General features: G+C 32.0%; 8 protein-coding genes and 5 tRNA genes. 6 read left to right on the plus strand and 7 right to left on the minus strand.

All coding sequences use genetic code 11. The annotated features are described in order from the left end of the window. Positions 1-18 precede the first annotated feature (18 nt). From N4A57_RS13145 to N4A57_RS13155, 3 genes are read left to right on the plus strand one after another with little or no spacing between them, the layout of a single operon-like run. The gene (locus N4A57_RS13145) at positions 19-4,878 is read left to right on the plus strand and encodes a cytidyltransferase (RefSeq protein WP_293658453.1); all 4,860 of its coding nucleotides are present in this window, start codon (positions 19-21) and stop codon (positions 4,876-4,878) included. Positions 4,879-4,889: 11 nt separating this feature from the next. After that, entirely contained in the window at positions 4,890-6,128 is a 1,239-nt protein-coding gene (locus N4A57_RS13150) for a lactate/malate family dehydrogenase (protein WP_293658454.1), read from the plus strand. Next, positions 6,128-7,168: a flavodoxin family protein gene (locus N4A57_RS13155; RefSeq protein ID WP_293658455.1), complete on the plus strand. Its 1,041-nt coding sequence runs from the start codon at positions 6,128-6,130 to the stop codon at positions 7,166-7,168. The genes N4A57_RS13150 and N4A57_RS13155 overlap by 1 nt, the downstream gene beginning before the upstream one ends. A 51-nt stretch (positions 7,169-7,219) precedes the next feature. Here N4A57_RS13155 and N4A57_RS13160 read toward each other — a convergent pair whose 3' ends face one another. Further along, entirely contained in the window at positions 7,220-7,582 is a 363-nt protein-coding gene (locus tag N4A57_RS13160; protein ID WP_293658456.1) for a helix-turn-helix domain-containing protein, read from the minus strand. 448 nt (positions 7,583-8,030) lie between these two features. Between N4A57_RS13160 and N4A57_RS13165 the strand changes: the two genes are divergently transcribed. The 3 genes from N4A57_RS13165 to N4A57_RS13175 are packed head-to-tail and all read left to right on the plus strand — an operon-like array spanning position 8,031 to position 11,496. Continuing rightward, a complete protein-coding gene (locus tag N4A57_RS13165; RefSeq protein WP_293658457.1) occupies positions 8,031-8,510 on the plus strand; it encodes an NADH-quinone oxidoreductase subunit NuoE family protein in 480 nt (159 codons plus the stop codon). Continuing rightward, the gene (locus N4A57_RS13170; RefSeq protein WP_293658458.1) at positions 8,503-9,768 is read left to right on the plus strand and encodes a complex I 51 kDa subunit family protein; all 1,266 of its coding nucleotides are present in this window, start codon (positions 8,503-8,505) and stop codon (positions 9,766-9,768) included. Before N4A57_RS13165 ends, N4A57_RS13170 begins: the two co-directional genes overlap by 8 nt. Before the next feature lie 15 nt (positions 9,769-9,783). Next, on the plus strand, positions 9,784-11,496 hold the full coding sequence (locus N4A57_RS13175) for an NADH-dependent [FeFe] hydrogenase, group A6 (RefSeq protein WP_293658459.1): 1,713 nt from the start codon (positions 9,784-9,786) through the stop codon (positions 11,494-11,496). A 225-nt stretch (positions 11,497-11,721) separates the two neighbouring features. Here N4A57_RS13175 and N4A57_RS13180 read toward each other — a convergent pair whose 3' ends face one another. The 6 genes from N4A57_RS13180 to N4A57_RS13205 form a co-directional block, all read right to left on the minus strand. Continuing rightward, the gene (locus N4A57_RS13180) at positions 11,722-13,107 is read right to left on the minus strand and encodes a tryptophanase (RefSeq protein WP_293658460.1); all 1,386 of its coding nucleotides are present in this window, start codon (positions 13,105-13,107) and stop codon (positions 11,722-11,724) included. A gap of 222 nt (positions 13,108-13,329) precedes the next feature. Further along, a tRNA-Arg gene (locus N4A57_RS13185) sits at positions 13,330-13,406 on the minus strand. Positions 13,407-13,801: 395 nt separating this feature from the next. Further along, positions 13,802-13,875 (minus strand) — tRNA-Gly (locus tag N4A57_RS13190). Positions 13,876-13,898: 23 nt separating this feature from the next. Then, positions 13,899-13,974, minus strand: a tRNA-Gln gene (locus N4A57_RS13195). Positions 13,975-13,983: 9 nt separating this feature from the next. After that, positions 13,984-14,059 (minus strand) — tRNA-His (locus tag N4A57_RS13200). A gap of 37 nt (positions 14,060-14,096) precedes the next feature. After that, a tRNA-Arg gene (locus N4A57_RS13205) sits at positions 14,097-14,173 on the minus strand. Positions 14,174-14,188 lie beyond the last annotated feature (15 nt).

Raw genomic sequence — 14,188 nt, forward strand, 5'->3', positions numbered from 1 at the left:
ATAGACAGGAGGACTTGTATGGATACAAATTTATGTAACAACCTTTATAACTTTATTTCATACAGATTATTATCTAAATCCTTCTTAAAGGATAACTATGATAAAAAAAATATGTTTAAAGAATATATTCAAACTAAAGAATTTAAGGATAAATTAAAAACTATTAGTGAGAATAATGACTTTTCATGTACTGCTGTACTAAATTTATTGGAGGATTTACTAAATAGTTTAAGTCCTAATCCTCCAGATGATTGGTTAATATATATTTATGAATATACATTACATAAATCCTTTCCCCATGGAGTAAAAATACAACTTTATGAGGAACTAGATTTTCCCTGCTACATTTACCTACAGACCTTAAGAATTGTATGTGAACTACAAAAAAGCTCTAAGGATAATACTTGGCAAAGTAACTATCCCCTTAACTTTCTATCTAGAAAAGAAATAACATCCCTTGAAGACCCAACAGAATATAAAACCTTTGTGAAAGCTTTTAATAATAGTTATGTATATGAACTTATGAAATTAAATAGTGAAGTTTTAGGTCATAGTCTCATAGACCACGTATGTGGAGTACATTGTCTGGCCATGTACATATCAAGACAAATAAAGGACTCTGGTATGAATATAGATCTAGGTAGGGTATCTGGATCTACCATTGGACACGATATAGGAAAGCTTGGTTGTATAGATGAGGAAAAGAAAAGGGCCCCTTATCTTCACTATTATTATACGGATTTATGGTTTAATAATAACAATTTAGAGTATATAAGAAATATAGCTACAAATCACTCCGTGTGGGATTTAGAATTAGAAAATCTATCTATAGAATCCTTAATACTCATTTATTGTGATTTTAGAGTAAAAAGAATTAATAGAAAAATGCATATAGTATCTATTAAGGATGCCTTTCATGTGATTTTAAATAAGCTAGATAATATGGACAATAAAAAGAAACTTAGATACAAAAGGGTTTATAATAAACTAAAGGATTTTGAGGATTTCTTAATTGATAAACATATAAATGTCTATCTAGATGAAGATCCTATAGGCCATAAAAATAGAAAAAAATTATACTCCCTCATGAATGGACATGACGTAATAGATAATTTAAAATACTTATCTATTAATTACAATATAAATTTAATGCATACCCTAAGAACTGAGTCTTCCCTTGACCTAATATTAAAATCTGCCAGAAGTGAAACATTGGGAACTAATATTAGAAAATATTTAAGGATGTTTGAGGAATACTCCGCCTATTTAACTCAAAGCCAAAAGGAAATCACCCTCACCTTTTTATATGAACTTTTGACCCACCATGAAGATGACATCCGAAAGCAAAGTGCTACCATAATAGGAAAATTAATAGGCATATTTGATAATGATTATAGAAAGGATATTCCATCTAACTTTCCTCCCCTGAGAGGAGATTTTACTAGTAAAGAAATCCTAGAAAAATATGTTCATATGTTTTTATACCCAGATCATAAAATAATTCCAAACCAACAAAGGTGGATTAGAGAATTATTTGGAGTCATGATTAAATCATTTTTTGAAAATTGTAGGACTACAGAAGCCTTAAACATCCATATGGTCGATTATATATCCGTCTTAATAAAAGAATATGAACAGCCTACAGAACATATACTCCTTTACTTAATAGATGGTGTTGTATCCATTCCCCTTAATGATCATAGCCCCTATTACGAAAATATAATGAACTTTATATTAAACATGTCTATCCATAATACTTATAAAATTAGGGTTAATGGGCTCAATAGTTTATTAAATCTAATAGATGTAATTCCCATAACACCTTCTTATAAAAAAAACATATTGACCCTAGTAAAAACTTTAAATTCTAGTAGTGTCTCTTTAATTGAATATTATCTATCAATAAAAATAGAAAGTAAAATAACTGGCAATAAGGAAAAATCATCTATTTTTTTAACAGATAACCAAATATCTACTTTGACCTTATCAAATTTAAAATCTGCCACAGATCCAGTAGTAAAACGGGTTCAAATAGATATACTTTTAAATAATGTTTTAAAACCCAATCATAATGAACAACTTAGGACGGCCATGCACTTTTGTAATATCTTAAAGGTTAGCTCCTACAATAGTGTTCGAACTCAAGCAGGAGAATCATTACTTAAGATAATTCCCCATTTATCTCCTGAAAACAGAAATGAAATAGCCATAGAATTGTTTAGTGCTTTAGAACTTTCTCAATATGAATTTTCTAAAAGGGTAGCCGATTATTTGGGAAAAATCATTTTAACCCTAAGACCTAATGAACTAGATGAATTTATAAGAACTATTAATACTAAAATTGGTATATCTAATGAAAATATCACATCCCTTCATTTAAACACCATTAGTATAGGTATTTCTAACTATCCTAATTACTCAACAGAATTTAAAGAATCAAGGGTCATCCATGAAAATAGATTGAAAAATATGCTTAGGATATTATTAACCAGTTTATCTAATTCCAACACTAATGTGCAGCAAATGGCCCTAGAAGTAATTGGTAAAAATATTTTTGGTTCAGAGGATATATCTTTAGATGAAAAAAATAATATTTTCAAATTAATTAGCAAAAAGTTATTGACCCTTATAGATAAAAAAGAGGGTAATATGCTTCTTCTCCTATCTAATACGGCATCTATTAATCATATATACAAATTCATATGTGAATACATATTTATCCATGATAAATTTCAAGTAAACATCCCCACTAAGGTGGCATTTTTCCCTGGTACCTTTGATCCCTTTTCTGTAAGTCACAAGGAAATTGCCACTAATGTGCGTGATTTAGGCTTTCAAGTATACCTTGGTATTGATGAATTTTCCTGGTCAAAGAGAACCTTACCCCATCAGCTTAGGAAAAATATAGTTTCCATGTCTATAGCAGGAGAAGAAAACATATATATCTATCCTGAGGATTATCCAGTAAATATTGGAAATAGCCATAATCTAATGAGTTTAAAAAACAACTTTAGAAATTCTCAAGTGGCCATAGTTGTAGGTAGTGATGTAATATTAAATGCCTCTGCCTATAAAAATAAAACTAAAGATTTTTCCATAAATAATTTTAATCATATAGTATTTGATAGAAATCACATACTAACCTGTAAGGATCAGGGATTGAAATTTAAAAAAGCCTGTGAAAACATAGATGGAACGGTTGAAATAATAAGTCTAATGACCCCCTTTGAGGAAGTAAGTTCTACTCAAATAAGAACTAATATAGATAAAAATAGGGATATATCCACTTTAATAGATCCTCTTGCTCAAAGGTATATTTATGAAAATGGATTTTATAGAAGTGAACCCCAATATAAAAGTCCCACTGGAAAACTCACTTATGATATTCAGGTCATAAAGGATTTTTCAAAGGAATTAATAGATGAATTATGTTCATTATTTGAAGATGATTATGAAAGTTCTAGGATGAATCTAATAAAAGCATTGAAAAAAACCTCGGCTAGAATTGTAACCCTAAGACTTATACATGACAATTATTCCTTATTAGGGTTCTCCATACATCATCTTTGTAGAATTCATGGCCTTCATGAGGATTTAAATAATCCTAGAGTGTCTGAATATATTAGGGAAAAGTCCAGGGGTAAAATAGCCTTAATAGATGGAATAATCATAGATAAATTTAAAGCCTTTGAAAAGGTTGAACAAATATTATTCACAGAAACCCTATCCTATTGTCTTTCAAAGGACTATGAATATGGTATATATAAAAATCTAATAAATAAAAAAATACCTAGGACTGTTCACAATACCTTAGTTTTACAGGGATTCAAAAGATTAAATCTTGGAGACATTAAAAATCCTCCATATGTGGTAAACATGGCCTGTCCCATAAGCTTTTATGCAGATATTAGAACGGTTATAAAAAATCCTTTTAAGCACAATCCTAATATAAAAGCAAAAATAGATAAAAGTAGAAAGAATTTAAGAAAGGCCTTAACAGGCCTTTATGAAGAAAATCTTGTAATTACATTTGATAGGAAAGTCCTCCATGACATTTTAATAAAAAAAATATGTAAGGAAAATAATGTGGAACCTATTCAATTTAACAAGGCTAAACTTGGAGCTGCCATGTGCGTATCCTTCGGAAACATGCTTAATCAAAGTATTATTCCAAATACGGTCACAAAGGCCATGCATACGGAAAAAATGTTTTATCCAGACATGAAAGAATATTTCATAGGTCCCTTTCCCTATTATAACGATTTAGATATTCAAGTTAAAATGATTAAATCCTTTAATAGACCCATCATATTAATAGATGATATTCTCCATAAGGGCTATAGAAACAATGTGATTCACCCATTACTTCAAAAACATAATGTGAAAGTTCAAAAGACCATAGTAGGCCTCTTATCAGCTAGAGGGCGGGAACTTATGTATAGACAAAAAAGAAATGTTGATTCTGCCTATTATATACCTAAATTAAAAGCCTGGTTTAATGAAAGTTTAATATTACCCTTCTTTGGTGGGGACACTATATGGCGAGGGAAAATTCCTTTAAGAAACTTGACTCCATCAGTAAACCTTATACTCCCATATACTTGGCCAGCTTTCATAAAGGGCGCATCCAGGCAAAGTATATATAATCTATCAAAGACCTGTATTGAGTCTTCCATAGATATTTTAAGTGAAATAGAAAGTATTTATCACAAATTGTATAAAAGAAGATTAAGTCTTTCTTCCTTAGGAGAAGTATTCATATCTCCAAGATGTATAGATTATGGTGTAGATATGAGCTATGATTTAAATTTAAATCCATCCCATTATCTATATAATGATTTAGATAAATTAGAGAGATACTATAAAATGTTTTTTTAGGGGGAATTAATGTGTATTTTTACAAAATTAATAATCAATTTGCCTTTTCCCTTTTCCAAATAGATGGTTTACAAATAGGTCATCTACAGGATTTACATTCCCATGATAAATTATATTATTTATTTAAGGGCAATCCTATAAACACTAGGGATACTTATGTGGTATCCCATGAAGATTTATTATTTATTCATAAGGAAGACTATAATCTTTTAAATGTGAGTGACAATAAAGACTATAATCTACCAATCCAAGTAGTTCATAAGATAAGAGAGAAAAAAGTAACGGGAATTAATATATTATTTCCTAATTGGAAGGATAAACTAGTTTACACAAAAAAGAAAAAATATAAAATAAATGTACTAGGTCTTGGAGATGTGGGGTCTACCCTAGCCATAGGTCTTAGACTCCTAGGTGGAGATATATTAGATGAAATAGGAATTTATTCTAGAAATGAATCTACCCAAAAAAGATGGTTTTATGAACTAGGACAAATATATTCTACAGATAAAAAGTCATTTCCAAAGGTTACCATGTGCTCTTATGATGATCTATTTCATTGTGACTTCTTTGCCTTTTGTGCCTCTGCCTTTATTCCTCCTGTGGGAGAAAAGATTGCCGATGTGAGAATGGCTCAATTTGAAAAAAACTCTAACATAATAGACCTATATGCTAAGGAAGCTAGAAAAAGAAATTTTAAAGGAATCTTTGGAGTAGTTTCAGATCCTGTAGATCTACTTTGTAAAAAAGCATATTTATCTAGTAATACAAATGGGGATGGACATTTTGACTCTCTAGGCTTAAGTCCTAGTCAAATTCAAGGATATGGTCTTGGTGTAATGCACGGGAGGGCTGCGTTTTATTCTAATTTCGTAGATGGTGCCCAAGGTTATCCTGTAAATGGCCGTGCCTTTGGTCCCCACGGTAAAGGATTAATAATAGCAAATAATATTAATGATTATAATCATGAGTTGTCATTAACCCTTACGGATAAAACTATTAAGGCAAATTTAGATGTTAGAGCTCTAGGTTTTAAACCCTACATAGCTCCAGCCTTATCATCTGGTGCTTTATCCATCCTAGCCACCCTAAGGGGACATTGGAATTTTAGTGCAACTTTCTTAGGAGATATATTTATGGGGTCAAAAAATAGAAGGTTAGACAATGTAATAGAAATGGAAAGAAATAAATTAGATCCAGTTCTCTTACATAGGATAGAAGAAACATACAATTATTTAAGGAGCATATTATAATGAATTTGTACATTATTTCATCTAAAAACAAGTCCTCACTCCTTGAAAAAACCATAATAGAAGCTACAGCTGGATTAGATGTGGTTTATGTAGATCAGGTGACAGATGAAAAATATCTTCAAAATAAAAAAATATTATTTGCCATAGAACTAAACGAAATAGGAATTTGTGAAGATGCTTTAAAGTTTGTAAGAAATCTTTATAGATTATCTAATAAGTCCTTATTAGGTTCTAGTGCCTCCTTAATAATAAAAAGCAATAGTGACTTATACACGAAAAATTTTGCTAGGGACATGGTCTTTCTTTTGAATAATCTAGGATGTTCTTTTATGGGACAACCCCTAGTTGAGATGACTAAGGATTTAAAAAATCTCTATACCTTTCAAAAGAAATTTAACATTCCATTACCAGAGCTCTCTAGTAACCTATGTAAAAATACTATAGATAGATTAATGTGTTATAATCCAAAGATCCTTGAAAATCCCCATGTTCTGGCCCTTCATTCTAGCAACTATAAAACATCTAATACCTTAACCCTTTGGAATTTAATAAAAAGTAACTTAAATTCCGTAAGTGAATATCATGTGGAAAATGGTACTATTTTAGATTGTATAGGTTGTGCATTTAAAACTTGTAAACATTATAGTAAACAAAGTAGCTGTTTTTATGGTGGAACTATGGTTAAAGAAATATATCCAGCCATAGAAGCTGCCAATGGATTAGTCTTTTTATGTCCTAACTATAACGATGCCCTCTCTGCCAACATTAGTGCTGTTATAAATAGATTAACGGCCCTTTATAGGAGGTCTAAATTTTATGATAAAAGCCTATTTTCCATAGTTGTATCAGGAAACTCCGGAAGTGATATAGTGGCTAAGCAATTAATAAGTGCCTTAAATTTAAATAAGGGCTTTAGATTGCCCCCTTATTTTTCTCTCATGTACACGGCCAATGATCCTGGTAGTATTCTCAAATATAGTGATGTGGATATTAGGGCAAAGGAATTTGCCAATCATATATTGATGGAAACTAAAAGTTAAATAAAAAATCTCTGAATTTTTTTCTCAGAGATTTTTTATTTAATAAAATTATTATTTTATACTAAAGCCCATTTTTCTTAAAGAATTTTTTAATTGACGAATCTTTTCAGGTGTGAATCCATTTTTCTTCACATCCCTAGTTACTTGTAGGTATTCTATACCTATTTTCCTTAATTCTTCTGGAATTTCATTTCCTTCTACTATGGTTAATTCTTTGTTGTCTGTTCTTCCTAATATATATTCTGGGGTACAACCTAATGCATCAGCTATTTTTTCTAATGTTTCCTTGTTTGGGATTCTTTGACCTCTTTCATAGGAACCATAAGTACTTGATCCTATTCCTATCTTAGCAGCAAGTTCCTTTTGTGATAATTTTATTTCTTGTCTTAGTCCTTTTAACTTATCTTTTAGCATTTGTCTACTCCTTACTATCATTATCTATATACTATTATATAATTTTTTTGAATATTTTTCCTTAATTATTTTAAATAAATTATATATATATTATTATACTAGTTTTTCTACAAATTTTCTAATAAAGAAATAAATATTTTATTATTTCCTCTTAAATACAATATTAGTGTATTTTTTTGTATATTTAGCTAAGGTATATGCCTAAAAAAGATTGTTTGTTAATAATCTAATTAATGAAATTTATTTCATTGATTATATGTATATTTACCATATTTTCTACTTAAACTGTGAATTTTTCACATTATCCCACATTTTTTTTGATAATTAATTGTCAAAATAATGTTATGAAAATATCAATTCTTGACTCATGGCATTTTCATTGTTACAATGAATCAAGATTTTCAATTTTCGGAAAATATATTTTTTTGTAGAAAAAGGGGGAAAAACAGTGAATTCCAATTATACTCAAATCGATCACATACTTAAAAAATTTAACCATGATGAAAAATCGCTAATACACATCTTGCAACATATTCAAGACGAAGTTGAAGGACAATATATTTCAGAAGAAATTGCAGATTATGTAGCTCATAAATTAGGTATAAATAAAAATAGAATATATGAGGTTTTAACATTCTTTGCAGCTTTAAATGAAACTAAAAAGGGAAAATACTTAATTCAACTTTGTGATAGTAGTGTCTGTAGAATAAAAGATAGCAATAGCATACAAAATGCACTAGAAAATATTTTAAATATTAAAATAGGTGAAACTACAGAGGATAATATGTTTACCTTAGAATATACAGCCTGTTTTGGTGCTTGTGATATTTCTCCTGCCATACGCATAAACAAAAAAGTTTATGGAAACCTGACCAAAGATAAGGTTAATAAAATTATTAATAATTTGAAGGGAGAGTCTTATGAATAGAGTACAAAAGCTTATAACAGAGAACTTTGATAAGTATCATTATAAAAATATAGATGAATATATAGAAATAGGAGGCTTTCATGCTTTAAAAAAAGCTATCCACAATGGTGCTGACTATGTTATTTCCCAAATAAAACTGTCTGGATTAAGAGGTCGTGGTGGTGCAGCTTTCCCCACTTGGAAAAAATGGCATATAGGCCATAATCGTAAAGCTGATAGAAAATTTGTATTTTGTAATGCAGACGAAGGAGAACCAGGAACCTTTAAAGACAGGGAACTCCTAAAAAAAGACCCTTACAAAATCATAGAAGGTATGACCATATCAGCCTTTGTAAATGGAGCAAATGAAGGCTATATATACATTAGAGAAGAATATTCCTATTTACATGATAATTTTAGAGAGGCCATAGAAATAGCTGAAAATCATGGTTATTTAGGAAAAGACATTTTAAATAGTGGCTTTGACTTTAGTATAAAAGTATTCTCCGGTGCTGGAGCTTACGTATGTGGTGAAAATTCATCCATGATAGAATCTATGGAAGGAAAAGCTGGACGACCTAGGATTAAACCCCCACGCATAGGTGAAGTGGGATACCTTAACAAACCTACCCTAGTAAATAACGTGGAAACCCTAGCTTGTGTTACTACCATATTAAAACACGGTGCTGAAGAATATGCCCGTTATGGAACAGAATCAAGTACAGGCACTAAGATCATAAGTCTTTGTGGAAATATAAAACGACCTGGAGTATATGAAATCCCCTTTGGCATAACCCTAAAGGAAATAATATATGATGTTGGTGGAGGCGTAGAAAAGGATGGGAAGGTAAAGTTTTTACAACTAGGTGGAGCTTCCGGTGCCATATTACCAAGAGATTTATTAGAAACTAAATATTCTTATGAAGATTTAGATGCTAATGGATTCCCTATAGGTTCAGGTTCCATATTAGTAGCAGATGAAACTCAAAGTATTGTAAAATTCCTAGAAGCTATTGAAGATTTCTTTTATCATGAATCTTGTGGAAAATGTACACCTTGTCGTGAAGGAAAAAGGCAAATTTCTAAGATCCTTAGAAAAATATCTGCTGGTGAAGGAACTATGGATGATCTAAATAATATAGAAAAAATAGCTAATGTTATGAAACATGCATCTTTCTGTGGTTTAGGCCAAACAGCACCTACGGCCCTTTTATCTGCCATAAAATATTTCTCGCCAGAACTATGTAGTAACATAGATGGTATTAGAGTCACTTATTAAAAAGGAGGCCTATAGATGGTTAATTTAACTATTGATAATAAAAATGTTATTGTTGAAGAAAATAGCACCATACTAGAAGCAGCAAAAAAATTGCATATACACATACCAACCCTTTGCTACCACCCGGATCAAACAATCAAGGCTAATTGTAGAATTTGTCTTGTTGAAACAGATAATAAAAAACTAGTTCCTGCCTGTTCTACAAAGGTAAAGGAAGGAATGAACATATTAACTAATTCAAAATTTGTAAGGGAAGCTCAAAGGGGTGTACTAGAGCTCATATTAGCTAATCATAATCAAGATTGCTTAAAATGCATACGTAATGGTAATTGTGAATTACAAACCCTATGTGAGCGTTTTAATATTTCCCATAACAGTTTGGAAGGAGATGCAGTAGAATCCCATCCTATGGATGATTTTAATCCCTCCATAGTTAGAGATTATAGTAAATGTATAAAGTGTGGTAGATGCGTAGAAGTCTGTAGTAGTATACAAAACGTAAATGTATTAGCCTGTGCTAATCGTAGTACATCCTATGAAATCCTTCCTAGATTCGATAAAAAATTGCACGAAACCGAATGTGTTTTTTGTGGTCAATGTATAAAGGTTTGCCCAGTAGGAGCCATTTATGAAAAAGATTCCATTAACAATGTATTAAATGCATTAGATGATCCTAATATGCATGTTATAGTTCAAATTGCTCCTGCAGTGAGAGTTAGTATCGGAGAAGAATTCAACTTAAATCCTGGAGAAATTACTACTGGAAAGATAGTTTCTAGTCTAAAGAGAATTGGCTTTAACAAAGTATTTGATACAAACTTCACAGCAGATTTGACTATTATTGAAGAGGGCCATGAATTAATTAATAGAATAGAAAATGGTGGAGTACTACCTATGATTACATCTTGTTCTCCTGGATGGATTAATTATGTGGAAACCTTTGCACCTGATTTAATAGATCACCTATCCACTTGTAAATCACCACAACAAATGTTTGGTGCCTTATCAAAAACTTATTATTCTCAAAAGACAGGCATACATCCATCCAAAATTTTCACCGTATCCATAATGCCTTGTACTGCTAAGAAATTCGAAGCCAATAGAAAGGAAATGAATTCCTATGGATATGTTGATGTGGATTCAGTTCTAACAACTAGAGAATTTAGCAAATTAATAAAATCAAAGGGTATTGACTTTAGATATATTGAAGATGAACAATTTGATAATCCTTTTGGTATAACCACAGGAGCAGGAGCTATTTTTGGTGCTACTGGTGGAGTTATGGAAGCAGCCCTTAGGTCTGTATACGAACTTCTTACTAAAGAATCTTTAAGTAATATAGATTTTAAAGATGTAAGAGGTACTAAGGGACACAAGGAAGCTATTGTTAATATAAATGGTACACCTATTAAAGTAGCCGTGGCTCACGGACTTAAGAACGCCAGTGTAATATTAGATGAAATAAGACGGGGAAAATCGGACTATGCCTTTGTTGAAATAATGGCTTGTCCCGGTGGTTGCATTGGCGGTGGTGGTCAACCTATTAATATAGACCCTAAAATAAACGAGAAAAGAATAGATGCAATTTATGAAGTGGATAAGAATATGGAAATTAGAAAATCCCATGAAAATCCAGCTATAAAGGAACTTTATGAAGACTTCCTAGGAGAACCCCTTGGAGAACTTTCCCATAAATTATTGCATACACACTACCATTCTAGATTCTAGCTATTTAATCCAAACTCCATTATAAAATGAAAAACACCTGTATCAATTGACACAGGTGTTTTTAAGCATATGAAAGAAATAAACTAGTCAGTTCTCTGAGGGATTTAGATTATTTTCAAGGCATGGTGAGCGAGCATATTAAACATATGCGAGCGATTCCATAACGAAGAAAATAATTCAAATAACCAGTGAAATGACTAATTTATTTTTTGAATATGCCTTATATTATTCTTCTATAGGTGCAAGACTGGCTTGGAAGTGTCTAAGAATTGGTGGCTCCCATGTGATTTTGTATCCTTTTACTTCACTAGCTCTTTCTTTAATGGCAATTAGTGCATCTGCCATAACATCTATATGGGCTTGAGTATATACACGACGTGGAACAGCTAAACGGGTAAACTCAAACTTAGCCTTTAATTGTTCTCCCGTATCTGGATCATTACCTAACATGTAAGAACCTATATCACAGGAACGAATTCCAGCTTCCTTATAAAGTTCAATGGCAAGGGCTTGACCTGGAAACTCATTATATGGAATATGCGGAAACATGGATTTAGCATCTACAAATACTCCATGACCACCTACTGGTGCTTGATATGCTATACCTGCCTCATCAAGTCTAGCCGCAAGGTATTCCAGTTGTCCAATACGATATCTAAGGTAATTTTCATCTAATCCTTCATAAAGACCTATTGCTAAACACTCAAGATCACGGCCTGAAAGACCACCATAGGTAACAAAACCTTCATAGGAGATTGTACGACCTTTACAAGCTTGATATAATTCTTCATCATCTTTAATACCAAGTAAACCACCCATATTTACAATAGTATCTTTTTTAGCACTCATTGTAAACATATCAGCATAACTAAACACTTCTTTAATAATATCCTTTATGGATGTATTCTCATATCCTACTTCACGTTCCTTTATAAAGAATGCATTTTCTGCATAACGGGCAGCATCAATACAAAATTTAATACCATATTTTTTACATACTTCTGACGTTTCCCTTACATTTTGAACAGATACGGGCTGACCTCCTGCTGAATTATTTGTTATGGTCATAATAACAAGGCCAATATTATCTGCTCCATATTCTTTTATTAAAGATTCTAATTTTTCAACGTCCATATTCCCTTTAAATGGTACCCTTTTTGCTGGATCTCCTGCTTCTGGAACTACACAATCAATAGCCCTTGCACCAGCTAATTCCACATGGGCTCTTGTTGTATCAAAGTGCATATTAGAAATAGAGTATTTTCCCACTCCCATTAATAGACCAAATAAAACCTTTTCAGCTGCACGGCCCTGATGTACAGGTTGTATATATTTATAACCAAACACATCCTGTGCTGCTTCTACTAGCTTAAAGTAACTTGATGCACCTGCATAGGCCTCGTCACCTTTCATAACTCCAGCCCACTGTTCTTGACTCATGGCATTTGTTCCACTATCTGTTAATAAATCAATATATACATCTTCTCCCCTAAGGTTAAATAGATTATATTTTGCCTCTGCAATTTTCTCTTCTCTTTCTTCTCTAGTAAGGATTTTAATAGTCTCTACCATCTTAATCCTAAATGGTTCTGGTATGTATTTTATTCCCATAATAAACCCCTCCGTTTTTATCTTTGTATTTTTTAATCTAATTACAATGATTTTCTATTGTAATTAAATTTCCCCTTCTTCCTTGATACAATGTTACCACCCTTATAATTTTCAGTCAAGGTTTTTCATTGAACATTCTTAATCGTTAGAATATTCAATAGGCTCTTCCCTCTCTCTTAGGATAAAAAAAGAATCCTTATATATAAGGATTCTTTTTTATATTGGTGGGTCATGAGGGACTCGAACCCCCGACGCCTAGATTCGAAGTCTAGCACTCTATCCAACTGAGCTAATAACCCATATATTTGTTTTTCTTATTAATACATAATATTATAAACAAAGAAAAAAGTAAATTCAAGTGTGAAAAACTATTTCTTGCAATAATTTCCTAAAGTAGGCTCACATAAAGCAAGTTTATACGGTAACTTGCCTACAAGGGAAAATATATTGAAAATTTTTGGAACCCTGGAACGTCACAACATCCTATGCTATTTGAACATGACACATGTACCTATCTACGAAGATTCTCACTTTCGCTTGTGACAAGGACTTGGGTGGAAAAAATTTTCAATATATTTTCCTGAAGTAGGCTCACATAAAGAAAGTTTAAAACTAGGAAACCTATAAATCTTTTTTATACATAAAAAAAGCCCTAAGCCAGTATCCTTAACCAACTCAAGACCTTTTATACATTTGGAGCGGATGATGAGAATCGAACTCACATAACCAGCTTGGAAGGCTGGAGTTTTACCACTAAACTACATCCGCATACTTACATTATTAAAATTTATTGGCTGGGGTAGCAGGACTCGAACCTACGCATGCCAGAATCAAAATCTGGTGCCTTACCGACTTGGCCATACCCCAAGGTATTAATGGGGTGGATGATGGGATTTGAACCCACGCATGCAGGAGCCACAATCCTGTGTCTTAACCACTTGACTACACCCACCATGTTTTACTTATTTGGTATTTTTTAATCTATATAATGGCGGGTCCACAGGGATTCGAACCCCGGACACACGGCTTAGAAGGCCGTTGCTCTATCCAACTGAGCTATGAACCCACACTAAAACGATAC

The organism is Anaeromicrobium sp. (genome assembly GCF_025210435.1).
Taxonomy (GTDB): Bacteria; Bacillota; Clostridia; order Peptostreptococcales; family Thermotaleaceae; genus Anaeromicrobium.

Excerpts from the sequence above, each read along its gene's own strand:
- N4A57_RS13175 (WP_293658459.1), top strand. The coding sequence starts at position 9,784 with ATGGTTAATTTAACTATTGATAATAAAAATGTTATTGTTGAAGAAAAT.
- N4A57_RS13160 (WP_293658456.1), bottom strand. The coding sequence starts at position 7,582 with ATGCTAAAAGATAAGTTAAAAGGACTAAGACAAGAAATAAAATTATCA.
- N4A57_RS13180 (WP_293658460.1), bottom strand. The coding sequence starts at position 13,107 with ATGGGAATAAAATACATACCAGAACCATTTAGGATTAAGATGGTAGAG.
- N4A57_RS13170 (WP_293658458.1), top strand. The coding sequence starts at position 8,503 with ATGAATAGAGTACAAAAGCTTATAACAGAGAACTTTGATAAGTATCAT.
- N4A57_RS13145 (WP_293658453.1), top strand. The coding sequence starts at position 19 with ATGGATACAAATTTATGTAACAACCTTTATAACTTTATTTCATACAGA.
- N4A57_RS13155 (WP_293658455.1), top strand. The coding sequence starts at position 6,128 with ATGAATTTGTACATTATTTCATCTAAAAACAAGTCCTCACTCCTTGAA.